Source organism: Sphingomonas sp. Sph1(2015), from assembly GCF_001970915.1.
Lineage (GTDB): Bacteria > Pseudomonadota > Alphaproteobacteria > Sphingomonadales > Sphingomonadaceae > Sphingomonas > Sphingomonas parapaucimobilis.
Genome location: NZ_MQUI01000003.1, coordinates 13,376 through 29,809, shown reverse-complemented (window position 1 = coordinate 29,809; position 16,434 = coordinate 13,376). Strand labels below are relative to the sequence as shown.

Genomic DNA, 16,434 nt, shown 5'->3' with positions numbered 1-16,434 from the left:
CGACTTCGCTCAGTGCGAACGGAGGGTGGGATTTGGCCTCAGAGCCGCGTCATCGCCATCGCCTTCTCTCCATAACGCGGCCCTGCGGTGCCGCCACGCGGCGACGCTTCGTCCAGCCTGGCCAGTTCGTCGGCCGACAGCACCAGGTCCGCCGCCTTCATCGAATCCTCCAGCGTCGCGCGCCGCTTGGAGCCGGGGATCGGCACGATGTCGTCGCCTTGCGCCAGCAGCCACGCCAGCGCCACCTGCGCCGCGCTGGCGTCATGTGCGGCGGCGATGGCTTTCACCACCTCGACGACCTTCATATTGCGGTCGAAATTCTCTTCCGAATAGCGCGGATCGTTGCGCCGATAATCGCCCTCGGGCAAATCCTCACGCTTCGTGATCTGCCCGGTCAGGAACCCGCGCCCCAGCGGGCTGTAGGGCACGAAGCCGATGCCCAGTTCGCGCACCACCGGCAGGATATCCGCCTCCACATCGCGCTCCCACAGCGAATATTCGGACTGGACCGCCGCGATCGGATGGACGGCGGCGGCGCGGCGGATCGTCTCGGCGCTCGCCTCGGACAGGCCCAGCCGCCGCACCTTGCCCTGCTCGACCAGCCGCCCCATCGCGCCGATCGTCTCCTCGATGGGGACATTGGGATCGACGCGGTGCTGGTAGAACAGGTCGATCGTCTCGACACCCAGCCGCTGGAGCGAGCCCTCGCAGGCGCGCTGGACATTGGCCGGGGTCGAATCCACGCCGGTCATGCCGTTCTCGTCATAGCGAAAGCCGAACTTGGTCGCGATGACCACCGCGTCGCGCTTGCCGCGAATGGCGCGGCCGACCAATTCCTCATTGACCAGCGGGCCATAGATTTCGGCGGTGTCGAACAGGGTCACGCCCAGTTCGATCGCGCGGTGGATGGTGGCGGTGCTCTCCGCCTCGCTCGCCTCGCCATACATGTTCCGGCCGACACCGGCCATCGGCATACAGCCCAGGCCCAGCGCGGAAACCTCGAATTCGGGGCCGAGAGTGCGATATTTCATGGGCGTTCCTCGTCGATCGTGCCGCTCAAACGGGAAACGGTCGCGGTGGCGGCGAGGTCCATGCTGACATTGCCCAGCGTGCGGAAGATGTCCGGAATCGTCTCCACCGCGATCAACAGCCCCAGGGGCGCGGCGGGCACCCCGAGCGCGACACAGACCGGCGCGATCGAGGCGAAGAAGGTGATCTGCGACGGCAGGCTGGCCGAACCCAGCGAACACAGGATCGCAACGACCACGGCGGCGGTGACCGAAGCCATGCCCGGCACGATCCCGAACCAGTCGGCGATATAAAGCGCCACCGCGACGTTCATCGCGGGCTGGGTGCCGCGAAACATCGCCACCGCCATCGGCAGGACCAGCCCGGCGGTCGCAGGCGCGATGCGCAGCGTCTTCGTCCCCTCGATCATCGCGGGCAGGCTGGCGAGCGAGCTTTGGGTCGAGATGGCGACCGCCTGGGCCGGGGCCAGCGCGCGGGCGAATCGCGACAGCGGCACCCGCGCCGCCAGCACCGCGACGGCATAGGCCATCAGCATCACGATCACCCCGATGCTGGCGATGATCGTGATGTAATGCGCCAGCGCCCCGAACGCCCCGCCCCCCGCCGTCGCGCCGACGACAAAGGCCAGCGCAAAGACGCCCAGCGGCGCCAGCCACAATACCCATCCGATCAGGACCAGCATCGCGTCACGGATCGCGGCGAAGAAGCGCAGCAACAGCCCCCGCCCCTCGCCCTCGATCCGGGTGATCGCAAAGGCGAAGGCCAGCGTGAACAGGATCAGAGACAGCAGCGCATTGTTGGTGGCGGCGGCGAAGATGTTGGTCGGCACGATGCCGGTGACGAACTCGGCGATGGGCGGCGGCGGGGCGACCGGCTCGGCATGGCCCAGCGCCGCCTTCAGCGCGGCGGCCGCCTCGCGCGGGATGGGTAGCAGGTGCAGCAGCCCCGGCGTGACCAGCGCCGCCATGGTCGCGGTCAGCGTGACCAGCGTCAGGAAGGTCGCGATCGCCCGCCCCGCGATCCGCCCCGCCTGCGCCGCCTGCGCGGTCGAGGCGACGCCGGTGATCAGCAGCGTGACGACCAGCGGTATGACGGTCATCTGCAACCCGTTCAGCCACAAGGTCCCGACCGGCCGCGCGACGAACACCGCGCCCGCGGCCATCGAAGGGGCCAGCGTCGCTGCGCCCACGCCGATCAGCAGACCGGCGGCCAGGCAGAGAAGGATCAGGGTCGCGCGCGACATGGACGGTTCTCGCGTATTTGGAGCTTTGGCAAAGGTCGCGCTAAAGGATGCACGAAACCCGATTGTTCCACACCCTCTTAATCCGGCAGGGACCTGGCCGCATGGCAAGAAAATATTTCGGCACCGATGGCATTCGCGGCGCGACCAATGGCGCGGTGATGACGGCCGAGATGGCGATGAAGGTCGGCATGGCGGCGGGCGCCTATTTCCAGCGCGGCGACCATCGCCACCGCGTCGTCATCGGCAAGGATACGCGCCTGTCGGGCTATATGCTCGAATCGGCGCTGGTCGCGGGCTTCACCAGCGTCGGCATGGACGTGGTGATGCTGGGTCCCTTGCCCACACCGGCGGTCGCGATGCTGACCCATTCGATGCGCGCCGATATCGGCGTGATGATCTCGGCCAGCCACAATCCCTTTGCCGACAACGGCATCAAGCTGTTCGGCCCCGACGGCTACAAGCTGTCCGACGAGGCCGAGGAATCGATCGAGGGCCTGATCGAGCAGAATGTGCCGCTGGTCGCCTCGGGCAAGATCGGCCGCGCGCGCCGGGTCGACGACGCCGCCGGGCGCTATATCCACTTCGCCAAGTCGACCTTCCCGCAGGCGCTGCGCCTCGACGGCCTGCGCGTCGTGATCGACTGCGCCAATGGTGCCGCCTACAAGGTCGCGCCCGCCGCCCTGTGGGAACTGGGCGCGGACGTGGTCGCGATCGGCGTGACCCCCAATGGCACCAACATCAATGACGGCGTCGGCTCGACCGCGCCGCAGGCGCTGGCCGAGACGGTGGTGGCCAGCGGCGCGGATATCGGCATCGCGCTGGACGGCGACGCCGACCGCCTCATCATCGTCGACGAAACCGGCGCAGTGGTCGATGGCGACCAGCTGATGGCGATGATCGCGACCAGCTATGCCCGAGAAGGCCGTCTGGCGGGCGGCGGCCTGGTCGCCACGGTCATGTCGAACCTGGGGCTGGAGCGGCATCTTGCCGCCCAGGGGCTGGGCCTTGTCCGCACCAAGGTCGGCGACCGCCATGTGCTCGAAGCCATGCGGACACGCGGATACAATGTCGGCGGCGAACAGTCGGGGCATATCATCCTGTCCGACTATGCCCGCACGGGGGACGGACTGGTCGCCGCGCTTCAGGTCCTCGCCGAACTGAAGCGGTCGGGCGCGCCCGCCAGCGAGGTGCTGCACCGCTTCGATCCGCTGCCGCAGTTGCTCAAGAATGTCCGTTTTGCAGGCGGCAAGCCGCTGGAGCATGAGAAGGTGCAGGGCGTCATCGCCGCCGCCGAGGCCGAACTGGCCGGGCGCGGTCGCCTGGTCATCCGCCCGTCGGGCACCGAACCCGTCATCCGCGTGATGGCCGAGGGCGAGGACAAGCGCCAGGTCGAGACGCTCGTCGACCGCATCTGCGACGTGGTGCGCGAGGTGGCCGCCTGATGCTGGAGATGCGTCCCGATTGCGAGCGCTGCGGCGCGGACCTGCCCCCGAGCCAGGGCGGCGCGTTCATCTGCTCGCTGGAAACCACCTTCTGCGCCGAATGCGCCGACGAACTGGACGAGACCTGCCCAGATTGCGGCGGCGAACTGCTCGACCGGCCGACGCGGATGGGCCGCGTGCTGAAGGCCAATCCCGCCTCCACCCAAGCCCGTTTCCGCGGCTGACCTCGACCCCGCGCGCCCGCTTCTCTATGCGGGCCTGACCATCTTGAAGGAGTTTCCATGCCCCAGCTCGTCCTGATCCGCCACGGCCAGTCCGCCTGGAACCTGGAGAATCGCTTTACCGGCTGGTGGGACGTCGACGTCACCGCGCAAGGCGCGGCGGAAGCCCGCGCGGCGGGCGCGATGATGGCCGAGAAGGGCCTCGACTTCGACCTGACCTTCACCAGCCTCCAGACCCGTGCGATCAAGACGTTGAACCTGGCGCTGGAGACCATGGGCCGCCTCTGGCTGCCGACCGAGAAGCACTGGCGGCTGAACGAGCGTCACTATGGCGGGCTGACCGGCTTGGACAAGGCGGAGACGGCGGCCAAGCATGGCGACGAGCAGGTCAAGGTCTGGCGCCGCAGCTTCGACGTGCCGCCCCCCCCGGCGGAGGCGGGCGGCGAGTTCGACGTGTCGCTTGACCGTCGCTATGCGGGCATCCCGGTGCCTGCGACCGAGAGCCTGAAGGACACCATCGCGCGCGTCCTGCCCTATTGGGACGAGCGTATCGCGCCCGCGCTTCGCGACGGCAACCGCGTGCTGATCTCCGCGCACGGCAACTCGCTGCGCGCCTTGGTCAAGCATCTGTCGAACATCCCGGACGACGAGATCACGGGTCTGGAAATCCCGACCGGCCAACCGATCGTCTATGAACTGGCCGACGATCTGACCCCGACCGACCGTTATTATCTGTCCGAACGCTAAGCGATCGGGAGACCGAGAGCCATCGTATCCAAGACTGTCTTTCGGTCGCTCCTCTTCGCGTCATCGCGGCTTCGCGTGAATCAATTTTGATCTCACGCGGAGACGCGGAGGCGCGGAGAGATCCGGCGCGCGGCGGCGACGCCCTGCCGTCTCCGACACTCCCCTGTTCTACCTGGCCTTCGATAGACCAGCCTTACGGCTGGAGACGCCACCTCCGCGTCTCCGCGCCTCCGCGTGAACCAAAAAACCCACGCGAAAAGGTCCGAACGTATACGGGAGGTTGCCCCCCTCGCCCCGTCCCGCTAGTCAGCCCGCTTCCCCGGAAACGGGGCTCAAGGGGCTAAGGCGGAATTGCGGATATGACGTCGGTCGGGATCATCATGGGGTCCACCTCGGACTGGGAAACCATGCGGCATGCCGCCGAGACGCTCGAGGCGCTGGGCGTACCCCACGAAACCCGTGTCGTCTCCGCGCATCGCACGCCGCAGCGTCTGTACGACTATGCGACCACCGCTGCCGATCGCGGAATCCAGGTCATCATCGCGGGCGCGGGCGGTGCCGCGCATCTGCCAGGCATGGCGGCGTCCATGACGCATCTGCCCGTGCTGGGCGTGCCGGTCGAATCCAAGGCGCTGAAGGGCATGGATAGCCTGCTCTCGATCGTCCAGATGCCGGGCGGCATTCCCGTGGGCACGCTGGCCATCGGCAAGGCGGGCGCGATCAATGCGGGCCTGCTCGCCGCCTCGATCCTGTCGCTGTCGGACGATGCGTTGACCGAGCGTCTGAAGGACTGGCGCCAGCGTCAGACCGACAGCGTCGCCAACGATCCGCAAGGGTAAGCCAATGTTGAAGCCGGGTTCGACGATCGGGATATTGGGTGGCGGCCAGTTGGGCCGGATGCTGGCGGTGGCCGCCGCGCAACTCGGCTATCGCACCCATGTGATGGCCCCCGATGAGGAAAGCGTCGCGGCGCAGACCGCGTCCTCGCTGACCCGCGCCGATTATCACAACAAGGTCGTGCTGGCCGATTTCGTCGCCGCCTGCGACGTCGTCACTTATGAGTTCGAGAATGTCGACGTCACGCCGGTCGAATGGCTGGCCGAGCGGCTGCCCGTCCACCCCGCTCCGGCCGCGCTTCGCGTCGCGCAGGACCGGATCGCCGAGAAGAGCTTCGTCGAGAAGGTTGGCGGCCGCCCCGCCCCCTGGGCCGAGGTGAACTGCGCCGCCGACCTGACCGCCGCACTGGAGCGGATCGGCTGCCCCGCCATCCTGAAGACCACGCGCTTCGGTTATGACGGCAAGGGTCAGGTGCTGATCCGCGACATCGCCGAGGCCCCCGCCGCGTTCGAGGCGATCGGCGGCCCCGCCGTGCTGGAGGGGTTCATCCATTTCAGCCACGAATTCTCGATCCTGATCGCACGCGGGCTGGACGGCCGGGCGGTGCGCTACGACCCGCCGCACAATGTCCATCGCGACGCGATCCTGCGCACCTCGACCCTGCCCGCGCCGCCCGAGATCGCCGCCCAGGCCGAGGAGGCGACCGCGCTCGCGATCCGCATCGCCGAGGAACTGGGCTATGTCGGCGTGCTCGCCTGCGAGTTCTTCGCGACCGAGAACGGCCCCGTCTTCAACGAAATGGCCCCGCGCGTCCACAATTCGGGACACTGGACCATCGAAGGCGCCGAAACCTCGCAATTCGAGAATCACATCCGCGCGATCTGCGGCCTGCCGCTGGGCGACACGTCGCTGACCGGCGCGCATGTGCAGATGGAAAACCTGATCGGCGACGACGCCTGGGAATCCGCACTGACCGAGAAGGGGGCGCATCTGCACCTTTACGGCAAGGGCGAATCACGGCCCGGGCGCAAGATGGGGCATATCACGCGGGTGGTGCGCTAAGACCCGTCGCGATAGCAGGATGACCTGAAATGCCCCCCTCCCCTTCAGGGGAGGGGCCAGGGGTGGGGCGCTTCTGCACGCGTGCCACCTGTGGCGAGGCCCCACCCCACCCCCTCCCCTGAAGGGGAAGGGCATGTGTTGGCTCCATTCGATGTCATCACGGTCTAAGGTCGTTTTTTGACATCGAAGGTCACGGGCACCAGCACCTGGGCCTGATAGACTTCGTCGCCCTTCATCACCGGGCGGATGCGGAATTTGCGATAGAGCCCCAGCGCCGCCGGACCGAAACCGCTCCCTCGCGGGCGTTCGGCGGCAATCGAACAGCTTTTGGGTTGGCCGGGCGTCGGGACGAAGCAGAGCAAGACCGCCACGCCGCTGACCCCGCCGTTTCGCGCCCTTTCGGGAAAGGCCTGGTCGATCAGGTCCTGGGGCGGTTTTTCGATCCATTCCGCCCGGGCGAAGCGAAGCCTTCCTTCGCCCGGGCCATCGCCATCGCCGTGTCCGTTGCCGGTCCCACGGCCCTCGCCGCCGGTGCCGCGTCCACTGGCGATGCCGACAGCTCGGCCATCCGACGCCGCCGTCCCGGCGCGCAGCGGCAGGTCGGTGCTGAATTCTGCGGCGGGTGCAGGCTGATCGACCCGGTCGAACCGCGCCGGAGCGGCAGCGGCGGGTGCCGCTTGCTCGGCCATCGGTGCCCGCGTCGGACGCGGCGATCCGCCGCCGGCAGTGGGGCGAAGGGCCGCGCTCTCGCGCTTGACCGGTCGTGCGGCGACCGGCGGTGGCGTGACGGGAACGGGCGGCGGGTCCAGCGGGCGCGGCAGGTCGAACAGGGTCAGCGCGGGGCGCTCGGTCGGACGTGTTGAGGGCCGTGGCGCCCCCCAGATCAGTAAAGCCACGAACGCGACATGAACCATCGCGGTGGCAAGGATGGCCGTCCGCCGCCGCCCGCCGTCCGGCCCGATCGAAGCGCTGACCTGCATCGCGATAGTCTCCCGCTCCGGAAGATCACCGCGATGCCGATGTCGGTCAAGCCCTGGCCCACTCCTCCCCGACGCGGCGCAGCACGTCGAGCGGCACGCGGCCGTGGCGCAGGACGGCGGTGTGGAACGCCTTCAGGTCGAACGCCGCGCCCTTATGCTTCTTCGCCTGGTCGCGAATGTCGACGAACACCGAATGGCCCAGCTTGTAGCTCGCCGCCTGCCCCGGATTGACGCAGTAACGCTCCACCTCGCGGGTGGCGAAGCCCTCCGCCTCGCCCTCGGCCTCGACGAAATGGCGGATCGCCTGTTCGCGGGTCCAGCGCAGATGATGCAGCCCGGTATCGACGACACAGCGATTGGCCCGGAACAGCAGGAACTTCAGATAGCCCAGCTGCCCCAGCGGATCGTCGTCATACATGCCGATCTCGTCCGCCAGCTGCTCGGCATAGAGCGCCCAGCCTTCGCCGTAACCCGAAAAGCCGTTGATCTTGCGGATCAGCGGCAGGCGGCTGTTCGACAGCGCAAGGCCGCCCTCCATCTGATGGCCCGGCAGCCCTTCGTGATAGACGGTCGTCGCGAGGCAGAATTTGGGCCAGTCGGCGCTGTCCTTCAGGTTGAAATAGACAAGGCCGGGCCGCGAACCGTCGATGGCGGGGCCTTGCGCAAAAGCCGCCGCCGCGCCCGCCTCGGTCTGGGGCGGTACGCGGCGCACCTCGAAACCATAGGGCGGGATACGCTCGAACACCTGCGGCAGGCGGGTGCGGATCGCGTCCAGCCGCGCGTTGCAATAGGCGATGGCGGCGCGCTTGCCCTCGTCGGTGTTCGGGTAAAGCTGGTCCGGGTTCTTGTAGAGCGCGGCCATGCGCTGCCCGACCGTGCCCTTCGCGAAACCCTGTTTCTTCAGGAGCGCGTCGAGCCGCGCCGACAGCATCGCCGCCTGTTCGCGGCCGAAACGGTGGACCTCGTCGGGCGAGAAGCTGGTCGTCGTATTGGCCTTCAGCGCGACCGGATAATAAGCCGCGCCCTCGCGGAGTTTCCAGACGCCCGCGTCATGCGTCGCCCTGGCCCGAAGCGCCCTGGCATAGGCGATCTGGCGGTCCAGTGCGGGCAGCACTTCGGCGTCATAGATCGTCCTGGCCTGAGCAGCGTAGCGATCGCCAAGCCCCTTTTCCGCCGCGCGACGCGCGAGCGACTGGACGACCAGCGCCTGGTCGGCGGGCTGGCGCGTCTTGCCCATCTGTTCGAGCGCGAGGTCCAGGATGAAGTCGGGCGGCACCACACCCTGCCCCGCATCATGGCGCATCCGGTCGGTCTGGGCGTCGATCTGCCGGGCAAAGGCGCGCATCCGCATCAGATAGGCGTCGGCATCGCCCGCGCTGGCGATCTTGTGCTTGGTGTCGAGGAAGTCGGGGACCGATTGATAGGCCCCCGACAGCTGCGACACGACATAGGGGCTGGGGCCGTAGGAGCTGCCGCCAAAGTCGAACGCCTGCACGGCCTCCGCCGAGCGGCGGGTATAAAGGATCGATTCCAGGTCGATCCGCTCCTCGGGGGACAGGGTGGCGGGGTCGATCGCCTGCAGCCGGGCCAGGTCCGCCAGCGTCGCCGCCCTGGCCGCCGTGATTCCGGCGGGCGACTGGTCCGACAATTTGCTGCGCAGATCGGCGTTGGCGCCAATGTCGAGGCCGAGATTGGTCGCGGCTTCCGGGCTGCGGCGGAGCTGTTCCTGGACCAGCGTGTCGAACAGCGCGGTGAGTTTGGTCGAGGGGGTATTCTGGGCGACGATGGCCTCGCTTTGCATCGCGACGGCCATCGCAGCGGTCCCGCCCAGGAAATGGCGACGGTCGATCATGCTGGTCCCCTTTTTGTCTTTGGGGGCAGCGTAACGGGATTTGGCAGGAATTGAACCGGTTATGTCGTGGGGTTCACCCCTTGGGCTTCGACTTCGCTCTGCCTGAACGGCGGTTGGGAAATGGGACTTCATACCTCAACCCGTTCAGGCTGAGCGAAGTCGAAGCCCACGCCCTGCCCCCCAAGAAAAAGGGCGGCCCGTCCTCCGACGCACCGCCCCTTCCCCGTCTCAAGACGCGGAAATCACCCCGCGCGCGTGCCCGACAGCGGGAAGCTGCCGAACGCGCCCGCGCCGACCGACCCGGTCAGCGTGTCGCCATCGGCGGTCGCTTCGCAGTCCAGCGTCATCGGCATCGGCGAGCTGATCGACATCTTCCACGTGATCGTGTTGCCCGACACATCGCCCGCAATCTCCATCGCGCCCATCTGGCCGCCGCCGGAGCCGGTGAAGCGGTCGCCCTCGGTGGTGACCGTCAGCGTCATTTCCTGGTCGCCCAGCGGCGACTTGACGATGCAGTCCCAGGTCCCGTCGATATCCGCCATTCTCACTCTCCCTTATTGTGCCGCCGGAGCGGGTGCGACGACCGCCGCCGGTTCGATCACCTCGACCGGCAGGCCCAGCGTATCGAGCTGCGGCTTGACCGTCTTGGCATCGCCGACCACCACCCAGACGAAGCTCTTGGGGTTGAACGCGGCCTGGATCGACTTGTTCAGCTCCGGCAGGGTCATCGCCTGATAACGCTGGGTGATCGTCGCATAATAATTGTCCGGGCGGCGATACAGGTCATTGGTCTGCATCGCCGACAGGACCGCGCCGGAGGTTTCGAAATTGCCCGACAGCGATCGGATCGCGCCGGTGATCGCGCGGTCATATTCGACCCGGTCCATCGGCTTGGTGGTCAGGAACTCGGTGACGTCGGTGCGCAGCGCGTCGATCGACGGGCCGGTCTTGTCCGCCTGAACCGGTGCCGACATGATATAGGGCGCCGCGAATTCCGAGGTCTGGAACCCGCCCCGCACGCCGTAGGACCAATGCTTGTTCTCACGGATATCGGTGTTGATCCGGCTGAGGAAGCTGCCACCCAGCGCGTCGTTCGCCGTGTTCTGGAGCAGCAGGTCGTCCACCCCCTTCAGCGCGGTCGGCGCGCCCGCCAGGATCATCGACTGCGGGCTGTCGGGCCGGTCCACCAGCACGATCTTCGGCGCGGAGGGCTGGCCCGCGGTGAAGCTCTTCACGCCCGCCGTGCCGGTGCCCTTCCAATCGCCGAACACCCGGTCGAGCGCCGCCTTCACCTCGGCCAGCGGGCGGTCCGAGGTGACGAAGATCTTCGCCTTGTCGGGACGCAGCCACGCCTGCTGGAACGCCACGAGCTGGTCGCGGGTCATCGCCGCGACCGCCGCCGGATCGCCCGCCCCCTGCGCCTTGGCATAGGGGCTGGTCGGCCCATAGACGAGCGGCGGCAGGACGCGGCTCGCCAGCCCCTGCGGACTGGTCAGCTCCTGCTTGATGCCGGCCAGCGTCTGCGCCTTCACCCGCGCCAGTTCGGGATCGGGAAAGGCCGGGTTGCGCAGGATATCGGCATACAGGTCGAGCGCGGGGGCCAGGTTGATGCTGGGCACGTCCAGCCCGACGACGGTGCGGTCGTTCGATGCGCTCGATCCGATCGTCGCGCCCAGCCGCTCCTGCTCCTCGGCGATGGCGATCGTGTTGCGATGGGTCGTGCCCTCGTCGAGCATCGCCTGCACCATGCGCTGCGTGCCCAGCTTGCCCGGCACGTCGGCGGCGATACCGGCATCGAACGAGGTCGCGATCTGGGTGACCGGCACGGCGGTGCGCTGGGCGTAGATCAGCTCGATCCCATTGGCCAGGCGGCTGCGCTGGACGGCGGGGAAGCTCAGCGGCTTGACCTGCCCGACATCGGGCAGGCCGCCACGCGTGCCCTTGGGCGCCTGGTCGGGGGCGGCGGGCACATCGGCGCGCGGCGGCACCTTGGCTTCCTCATAGGCGTCACGCGCCCCCGGCACGACGGTCAGCGTATAGGCCGGGCGCGACAGCCACTTGTTTGCCGCCGCCTTGACGGTCGCGGGCGTCTGCGACGCGATCCCTTCCAGCTGCTTCTTATATTTGCCGGGATCGTTGGAATAGAGCGTGCCCTCGGCCAGTGCTACCGCCTTGCCGCCGAAGCCGCCGACCGATTCCAGCCCCTGGACACGCCCCGACACGAAGCGGGTGACGGCGCGCTGCACCTCGTCGGCGGTCGGGCCGTTCTTCAGGAAATCGGCCAGGATCTCGCCCATCCGCTTGTCGACCAGCGCCGGATCGACACCGGGACGGACGATCGCGGTCATGTTGAACATGCCGACCTGCGAGAAGGGGCGATCACCCGCCGACACCTGCACCGCCAGCTTTTCCTGCTTCACCAGGATGTTGTCGAGCCGCGAGGAGGCCAGCCCGCCCAGGACCGAACCCGCCACGACCAGCGAGGCCGTCTCGGGATCGTTCAGCCCCGGCACCGCCCAGTTGCGGCTGATCATGACGGCGGCGACGCGGTCCTTCATCACCTCGTTGACGGGCGCGGGCAGCGTGGGGATGGTGACGGTCGGCAGGACGCTCTTCGGACCCGGCTGGATCGCGCCGAAATATTTCTCGACCAGCGGCTTGGCGGTCGCGACATCGATATCGCCCGCCAGCACCAGCACGGCGTTGTTCGGGCCATAGTGACTGCGGAACCAGTCCTTCACCGTCTCCAGCGAGGCCTGGTCGAGGTCGGCCATCGACCCGATGGTGGAGTGGGCATAGGGATGCCCCTCGGGGAACAGGCCGCTCAGGATCTTGTACTGGGTCAGGCCGTAAGGCTGGTTGTCGCCCTGGCGCTTCTCGTTCTGGACGACGCCGCGCTGTTCATCCAGCACCCCTTGCGTCACCGCGCCGAGCAGATAGCCCATGCGATCCGATTCCAGGAACAGCGCACGGTCGAGCGCGGCGGTCGGCACCGTCTCGAAATAATTGGTCCGGTCGAAATAGGTGGTGCCGTTATAGTCGGTCGCCCCCACCGACTTGAGCGGCGCGAAGAAATCGCCCGGCGCGTTTTCCGAGCCGTTGAACATCAGATGCTCGAACAGATGCGCAAAGCCCGTCTTGCCCTTCGGCTCGTGCTTCGACCCGACATCATACCACACGCTGACCGCCACGACCGGCGCCTTGCGATCGGTATGGACGACGACACGCAGACCGTTCTTGAGAGTGAAGGTCTGATAGGGGATGTCGACCGCCTTCACGAGCGCCGACACGGGCGCAGGCTTGGCGGCGGGCGCGGCATTCGGCGTGGCCTGGGCCAGAACGGCCTGCCCCGGCACGACGAACGCAAGGGCGGCGGCGCCGGTCAGCGCCACGGACTTGATACGCATATCTTTGAGTCTCCCCACTCAGGTGTATGGTCCGAGCATAGCGCCCGCGCGGCGGACCGCAATCCGGCGCGACGCACGGATTTCATTCGGAAAGGCTTTCGACCCTTTCGTTATCGAAACGGCCATCCCATGTTGCGGACAGGAAATTCCGCCCACCCCTTGTGTTGCTAAAATGCAACACCATCTGACCTGGAAAGCGACAGGAAGACCAGATGAACCTCGAAAAATTCACCGACCGCGCCAAAGGCTTTTTGCAAGCCGCGCAAACCGTGGCGATCCGCAACAGCCATCAGCGTATCGCCCCCGAACATCTCCTCAAGGCGCTGATCGAGGACGATCAGGGCATGGCGTCCGGCCTGATCCAGGCGGCGGGCGGCGATGCGAAGCGCGTCGAGCGGGAAACCGATGCCGCGCTGGCCAAGATTCCGGCCGTCTCCGGCTCGGGTGCGCAGTCGTCGCCGGGCCTCGACAATGATCTGGTGCGCGTGCTCGATCAGGCCGAGCAGGTCGCGCAAAAGGCGGGCGACAGCTTCGTCACCGTCGAACGGCTGCTGCTGGCCCTCGCGCTGTCCTCCACCAATGCGGCGGGCAAGGCGCTGGCGGCGGGCGGCGTGAACGCGCAGGCCCTGAACGGCGCGATCGAACAGCTGCGCCAGGGCCGTACCGCCGACACGGCGGGCGCGGAGGACCGTTACGACGCGCTAAAGAAATTCGCCCGCGACCTCACGCAGGTGGCGCGTGACGGCAAACTCGACCCCGTGATCGGCCGCGACGAGGAAATCCGCCGCACCATCCAGATTCTCGCGCGCCGGACCAAGAACAACCCCGCGCTGATCGGTGAGCCCGGCGTCGGCAAGACCGCGATCGCCGAAGGCCTCGCGCTGCGCATCGCCAATGGCGACGTGCCGGACACGCTGAAGGACCGCAAGCTGATGGCGCTCGACATGGGTGCCCTGATCGCCGGTGCCAAATATCGCGGCGAGTTCGAGGAGCGACTGAAGGGCGTGCTGGACGAGGTGAAGGCCGCCGAGGGCGACATCATCCTGTTTATCGACGAGATGCACACGCTGATCGGCGCAGGCAAGGGCGACGGGGCGATGGACGCCTCCAATCTGCTCAAGCCTGCCCTGGCGCGCGGCGAACTGCACTGCGTCGGCGCGACCACGCTGGATGAGTATCGCAAATATGTCGAGAAGGACCCCGCGCTCCAGCGGCGCTTCCAGCCGGTGTTCGTCGGCGAGCCGACGGTCGAGGACACCATCTCGATCCTGCGCGGCCTGAAGGAGAAGTACGAACTCCATCACGGCGTGCGCATCACCGACGGCGCGCTGGTGGCGGCGGCGACGCTGTCGAACCGCTACATCACCGATCGTTTCCTGCCCGACAAGGCGATCGACCTGATGGACGAGGCCGCCAGCCGCATCCGCATGGAGGTGGAGTCCAAGCCCGAGGAGATCGAGACGCTCGACCGCCGTATCCTTCGCCTGAAGATCGAGCGCGAGGGGCTGCGCCGCGAGAGCGACGCCGCCAGCATCGACCGGCTCGGCCATCTGGAGGAGGAACTCGCCAATCTGGAGGAGCAGTCGCACGCCCTGACCCAGCGCTGGATGGCGGAGAAGGACAAGATCGCGGGCGAGGCGAAGCTGAAGGAACAGCTCGACCAGGCGCGCATCGAACTCGATCAGGCGCAACGCAGCGGTGACCTCGCCAAGGCTGGCGAGCTGTCCTATGGCCGTATCCCGCAGCTGGAGAAGCAACTCGCCGAGGCCCAGTCCGCGACCGAGGGCGCGATGCTGCGCGAGGAAGTGACCGCCGACGACATCGCGGGCGTGGTCAGCCGCTGGACCGGCGTGCCGGTCGACCGGATGCTCCAGGGCGAGCGCGAGAAGCTGCTCCGTATGGAGGAGGTCATCGGCAAGCGCGTTATCGGGCAGGAGGATGCGGTGCGCGCCGTCTCCACCGCCGTGCGCCGCGCGCGCGCTGGCTTGCAAGACCCGAACCGGCCGCTGGGCAGCTTCCTGTTCCTGGGGCCGACGGGCGTCGGCAAGACCGAGCTGACCAAGGCGCTCGCCGAATTCCTGTTCGACGACCCTAGCGCGATGGTGCGCATCGACATGAGCGAATTCATGGAGAAGCACAGCGTCGCCCGGCTGATCGGCGCCCCTCCCGGCTATGTCGGCTATGAGGAAGGCGGCGTGCTGACCGAGGCGGTGCGCAGGCGCCCCTATCAGGTCGTGTTGTTCGACGAGGTGGAGAAGGCGCATGGCGACGTGTTCAACGTGCTGCTCCAGGTGCTGGACGACGGTCGCCTGACCGATGGCCAGGGCCGGACGGTCGACTTCTCGAACACGCTCATCATCCTGACCTCGAACCTGGGCAGCCAATATCTGGCGAGCGTCGAGGAGGGGCAGAGCGTCGAGAGCGTCGAGCCGCAGGTGATGGAAATCGTGCGCGGCCATTTCCGCCCCGAATTCCTCAACCGGCTGGACGAGATCATCCTGTTCCACCGGCTGGGTCAGAGCCATATGGGACCGATCGTCGACATCCAGGTCGGCCGCGTCGCCAAGCTGCTGAGCGATCGCAAGATCGCCCTGCACCTGACCGATGCCGCCCGCGAATGGCTGGGCCGGGTGGGGTATGACCCGGTCTATGGCGCCCGGCCGCTGCGCCGCGCGGTGCAACGCCACCTGCAGGACCCGCTGGCCGAGGAAATCCTGCGCGGGAGCGTCAAGGACGGATCGACCGTCACCGTGGACGAGGGCGACGGCAAGCTGGCGCTGTCGGTCGCCTGAGCCCGTGCGAGGCCGGGAAACCATCCCGGCCTCGCCCCCCCCTCAGCCCGGGACAGGCCCGCGTCGCAACCAGCCGGTGATCGCATAACGGCGATAGGGCGCGGCGCGGGTTACTTCCGATACGCTGTGCGGTTGCGGCACGGCGAAGATATTGAGCGTGTTGAACTGCGGCACCCAGGCTTCCGCCGCATCGCCCTGTTCAGGGTGGAACAGCAGCAGCCCACCCCATTCGCACCGCCAGGCGGGCGTCAGCCCCAGGACATAGGCCGCCACCCGGTTCTTGCCCGCCACGCCGTCGTCATGGCCGGTCAGAAAATCCCCAGGCGCATAGGCCGTCGCCTGTGCATCGGCCATGGCGATCGCATCGTCGCCGACGATTTTGCGAAATAGATCGAGCGTCGGCCCCTGGGACATCCAGCGGGCAAAGGCCGCCAGTGGATCGTCGCTCGCACCCCGCGCGGCCGCAGCATCGGGCGTACGAATGGTCTCATAGCGATATTGGAAGCCGTTACGCGCCCCCGCATAGACGGCATCCTCCAACGCCTGTCGCTGCTCCGCACGCATCCCCTGGCGGGTGGCGCGGTCCAGTTCGAATATCCGATCGCCGCTGTTCACGACCTGCCGCCAGTCGCTGCGCTGGCGCAGATGGTCATGCCACCAGGCCGCGCATTCATTGGTCAGGATGGCCGGAATCCGAACACGCCCGTCCTGTGCGAAGTCGCGCGCCAGCCGATCGGGGTCGAGGGACGAATTGAGTTGAAGCGGCGGCAGGTCCATGTCGCGACTGTTCGACCATCCGGGCACCGCCAGCAACCGGAAATA

At 67.5% G+C, this 16,434-nt stretch carries 13 protein-coding genes; 6 read left to right on the top strand and 7 right to left on the bottom strand.

The genetic code is table 11. From position 1 onward, the window contains the following. Positions 1–38 precede the first annotated feature (38 nt). Both BSZ14_RS01835 and BSZ14_RS01830 read right to left on the bottom strand, forming a co-directional pair. Positions 39–1,031, bottom strand: a complete 993-nt coding sequence (locus BSZ14_RS01835) for an aldo/keto reductase (protein ID WP_076709540.1) — start codon at positions 1,029–1,031, stop codon at positions 39–41. Next, the gene (locus BSZ14_RS01830; RefSeq protein WP_076709538.1) at positions 1,028–2,272 is read right to left on the bottom strand and encodes a dicarboxylate/amino acid:cation symporter; all 1,245 of its coding nucleotides are present in this window, start codon (positions 2,270–2,272) and stop codon (positions 1,028–1,030) included. The genes BSZ14_RS01835 and BSZ14_RS01830 overlap by 4 nt, the downstream gene beginning before the upstream one ends. Before the next feature lie 101 nt (positions 2,273–2,373). Here BSZ14_RS01830 and glmM point away from each other — a divergent pair, with 101 nt between their 5' ends. The 5 genes from glmM to BSZ14_RS01805 all read left to right on the top strand — a co-directional run bounded on the left by glmM (position 2,374) and on the right by BSZ14_RS01805 (position 6,581). Next, a complete protein-coding gene (glmM, locus tag BSZ14_RS01825; protein ID WP_042487142.1) occupies positions 2,374–3,714 on the top strand; it encodes a phosphoglucosamine mutase in 1,341 nt (446 codons plus the stop codon). Continuing rightward, positions 3,714–3,938, top strand: coding sequence for a DUF1272 domain-containing protein (locus tag BSZ14_RS01820; protein ID WP_058753351.1), 225 nt, complete (start codon positions 3,714–3,716; stop codon positions 3,936–3,938). Before glmM ends, BSZ14_RS01820 begins: the two co-directional genes overlap by 1 nt. Positions 3,939–3,995: 57 nt before the next feature. After that, on the top strand, positions 3,996–4,682 hold the full coding sequence (gene gpmA, locus BSZ14_RS01815) for a 2,3-diphosphoglycerate-dependent phosphoglycerate mutase (protein ID WP_042487147.1): 687 nt from the start codon (positions 3,996–3,998) through the stop codon (positions 4,680–4,682). Positions 4,683–5,041: 359 nt separating this feature from the next. After that, entirely contained in the window at positions 5,042–5,521 is a 480-nt protein-coding gene (gene purE / locus BSZ14_RS01810; RefSeq protein ID WP_076709537.1) for a 5-(carboxyamino)imidazole ribonucleotide mutase, read from the top strand. Between the two features lie 4 nt (positions 5,522–5,525). After that, positions 5,526–6,581, top strand: coding sequence for a 5-(carboxyamino)imidazole ribonucleotide synthase (locus BSZ14_RS01805; protein WP_076709535.1), 1,056 nt, complete (start codon positions 5,526–5,528; stop codon positions 6,579–6,581). A gap of 164 nt (positions 6,582–6,745) precedes the next feature. On the opposite strand, the gene BSZ14_RS01800 is transcribed toward BSZ14_RS01805, so the two are convergent. From BSZ14_RS01800 to BSZ14_RS01785, 4 genes are all read right to left on the bottom strand, one after another. Then, complete coding sequence (locus BSZ14_RS01800) at positions 6,746–7,561, bottom strand: energy transducer TonB (protein ID WP_076709534.1); 816 nt, start codon at positions 7,559–7,561, stop codon at positions 6,746–6,748. Positions 7,562–7,607: 46 nt separating this feature from the next. Next, positions 7,608–9,413 (bottom strand): DUF885 domain-containing protein, encoded by a 1,806-nt coding sequence (locus BSZ14_RS01795; RefSeq protein ID WP_076709532.1) that lies wholly within the window; start codon positions 9,411–9,413, stop codon positions 7,608–7,610. 242 nt (positions 9,414–9,655) lie between these two features. Beyond that, the gene (locus BSZ14_RS01790; RefSeq protein WP_042487165.1) at positions 9,656–9,955 is read right to left on the bottom strand and encodes a hypothetical protein; all 300 of its coding nucleotides are present in this window, start codon (positions 9,953–9,955) and stop codon (positions 9,656–9,658) included. Between the two features lie 12 nt (positions 9,956–9,967). Further along, complete coding sequence (locus BSZ14_RS01785) at positions 9,968–12,820, bottom strand: M16 family metallopeptidase (protein ID WP_076709531.1); 2,853 nt, start codon at positions 12,818–12,820, stop codon at positions 9,968–9,970. Positions 12,821–13,032: 212 nt separating this feature from the next. On the opposite strand from BSZ14_RS01785, the gene clpB reads away from it, so the two are divergent. Then, entirely contained in the window at positions 13,033–15,612 is a 2,580-nt protein-coding gene (clpB, locus tag BSZ14_RS01780; RefSeq protein WP_076709529.1) for an ATP-dependent chaperone ClpB, read from the top strand. A gap of 42 nt (positions 15,613–15,654) precedes the next feature. Here the strand turns inward: clpB and BSZ14_RS01775 are convergent, their stop codons facing one another. Beyond that, positions 15,655–16,416 carry a 2OG-Fe(II) oxygenase gene (locus BSZ14_RS01775; protein ID WP_241823603.1) on the bottom strand — a complete coding sequence of 254 codons (762 nt, stop codon included), beginning with the start codon at positions 16,414–16,416 and terminating at the stop codon, positions 15,655–15,657. Positions 16,417–16,434 lie beyond the last annotated feature (18 nt).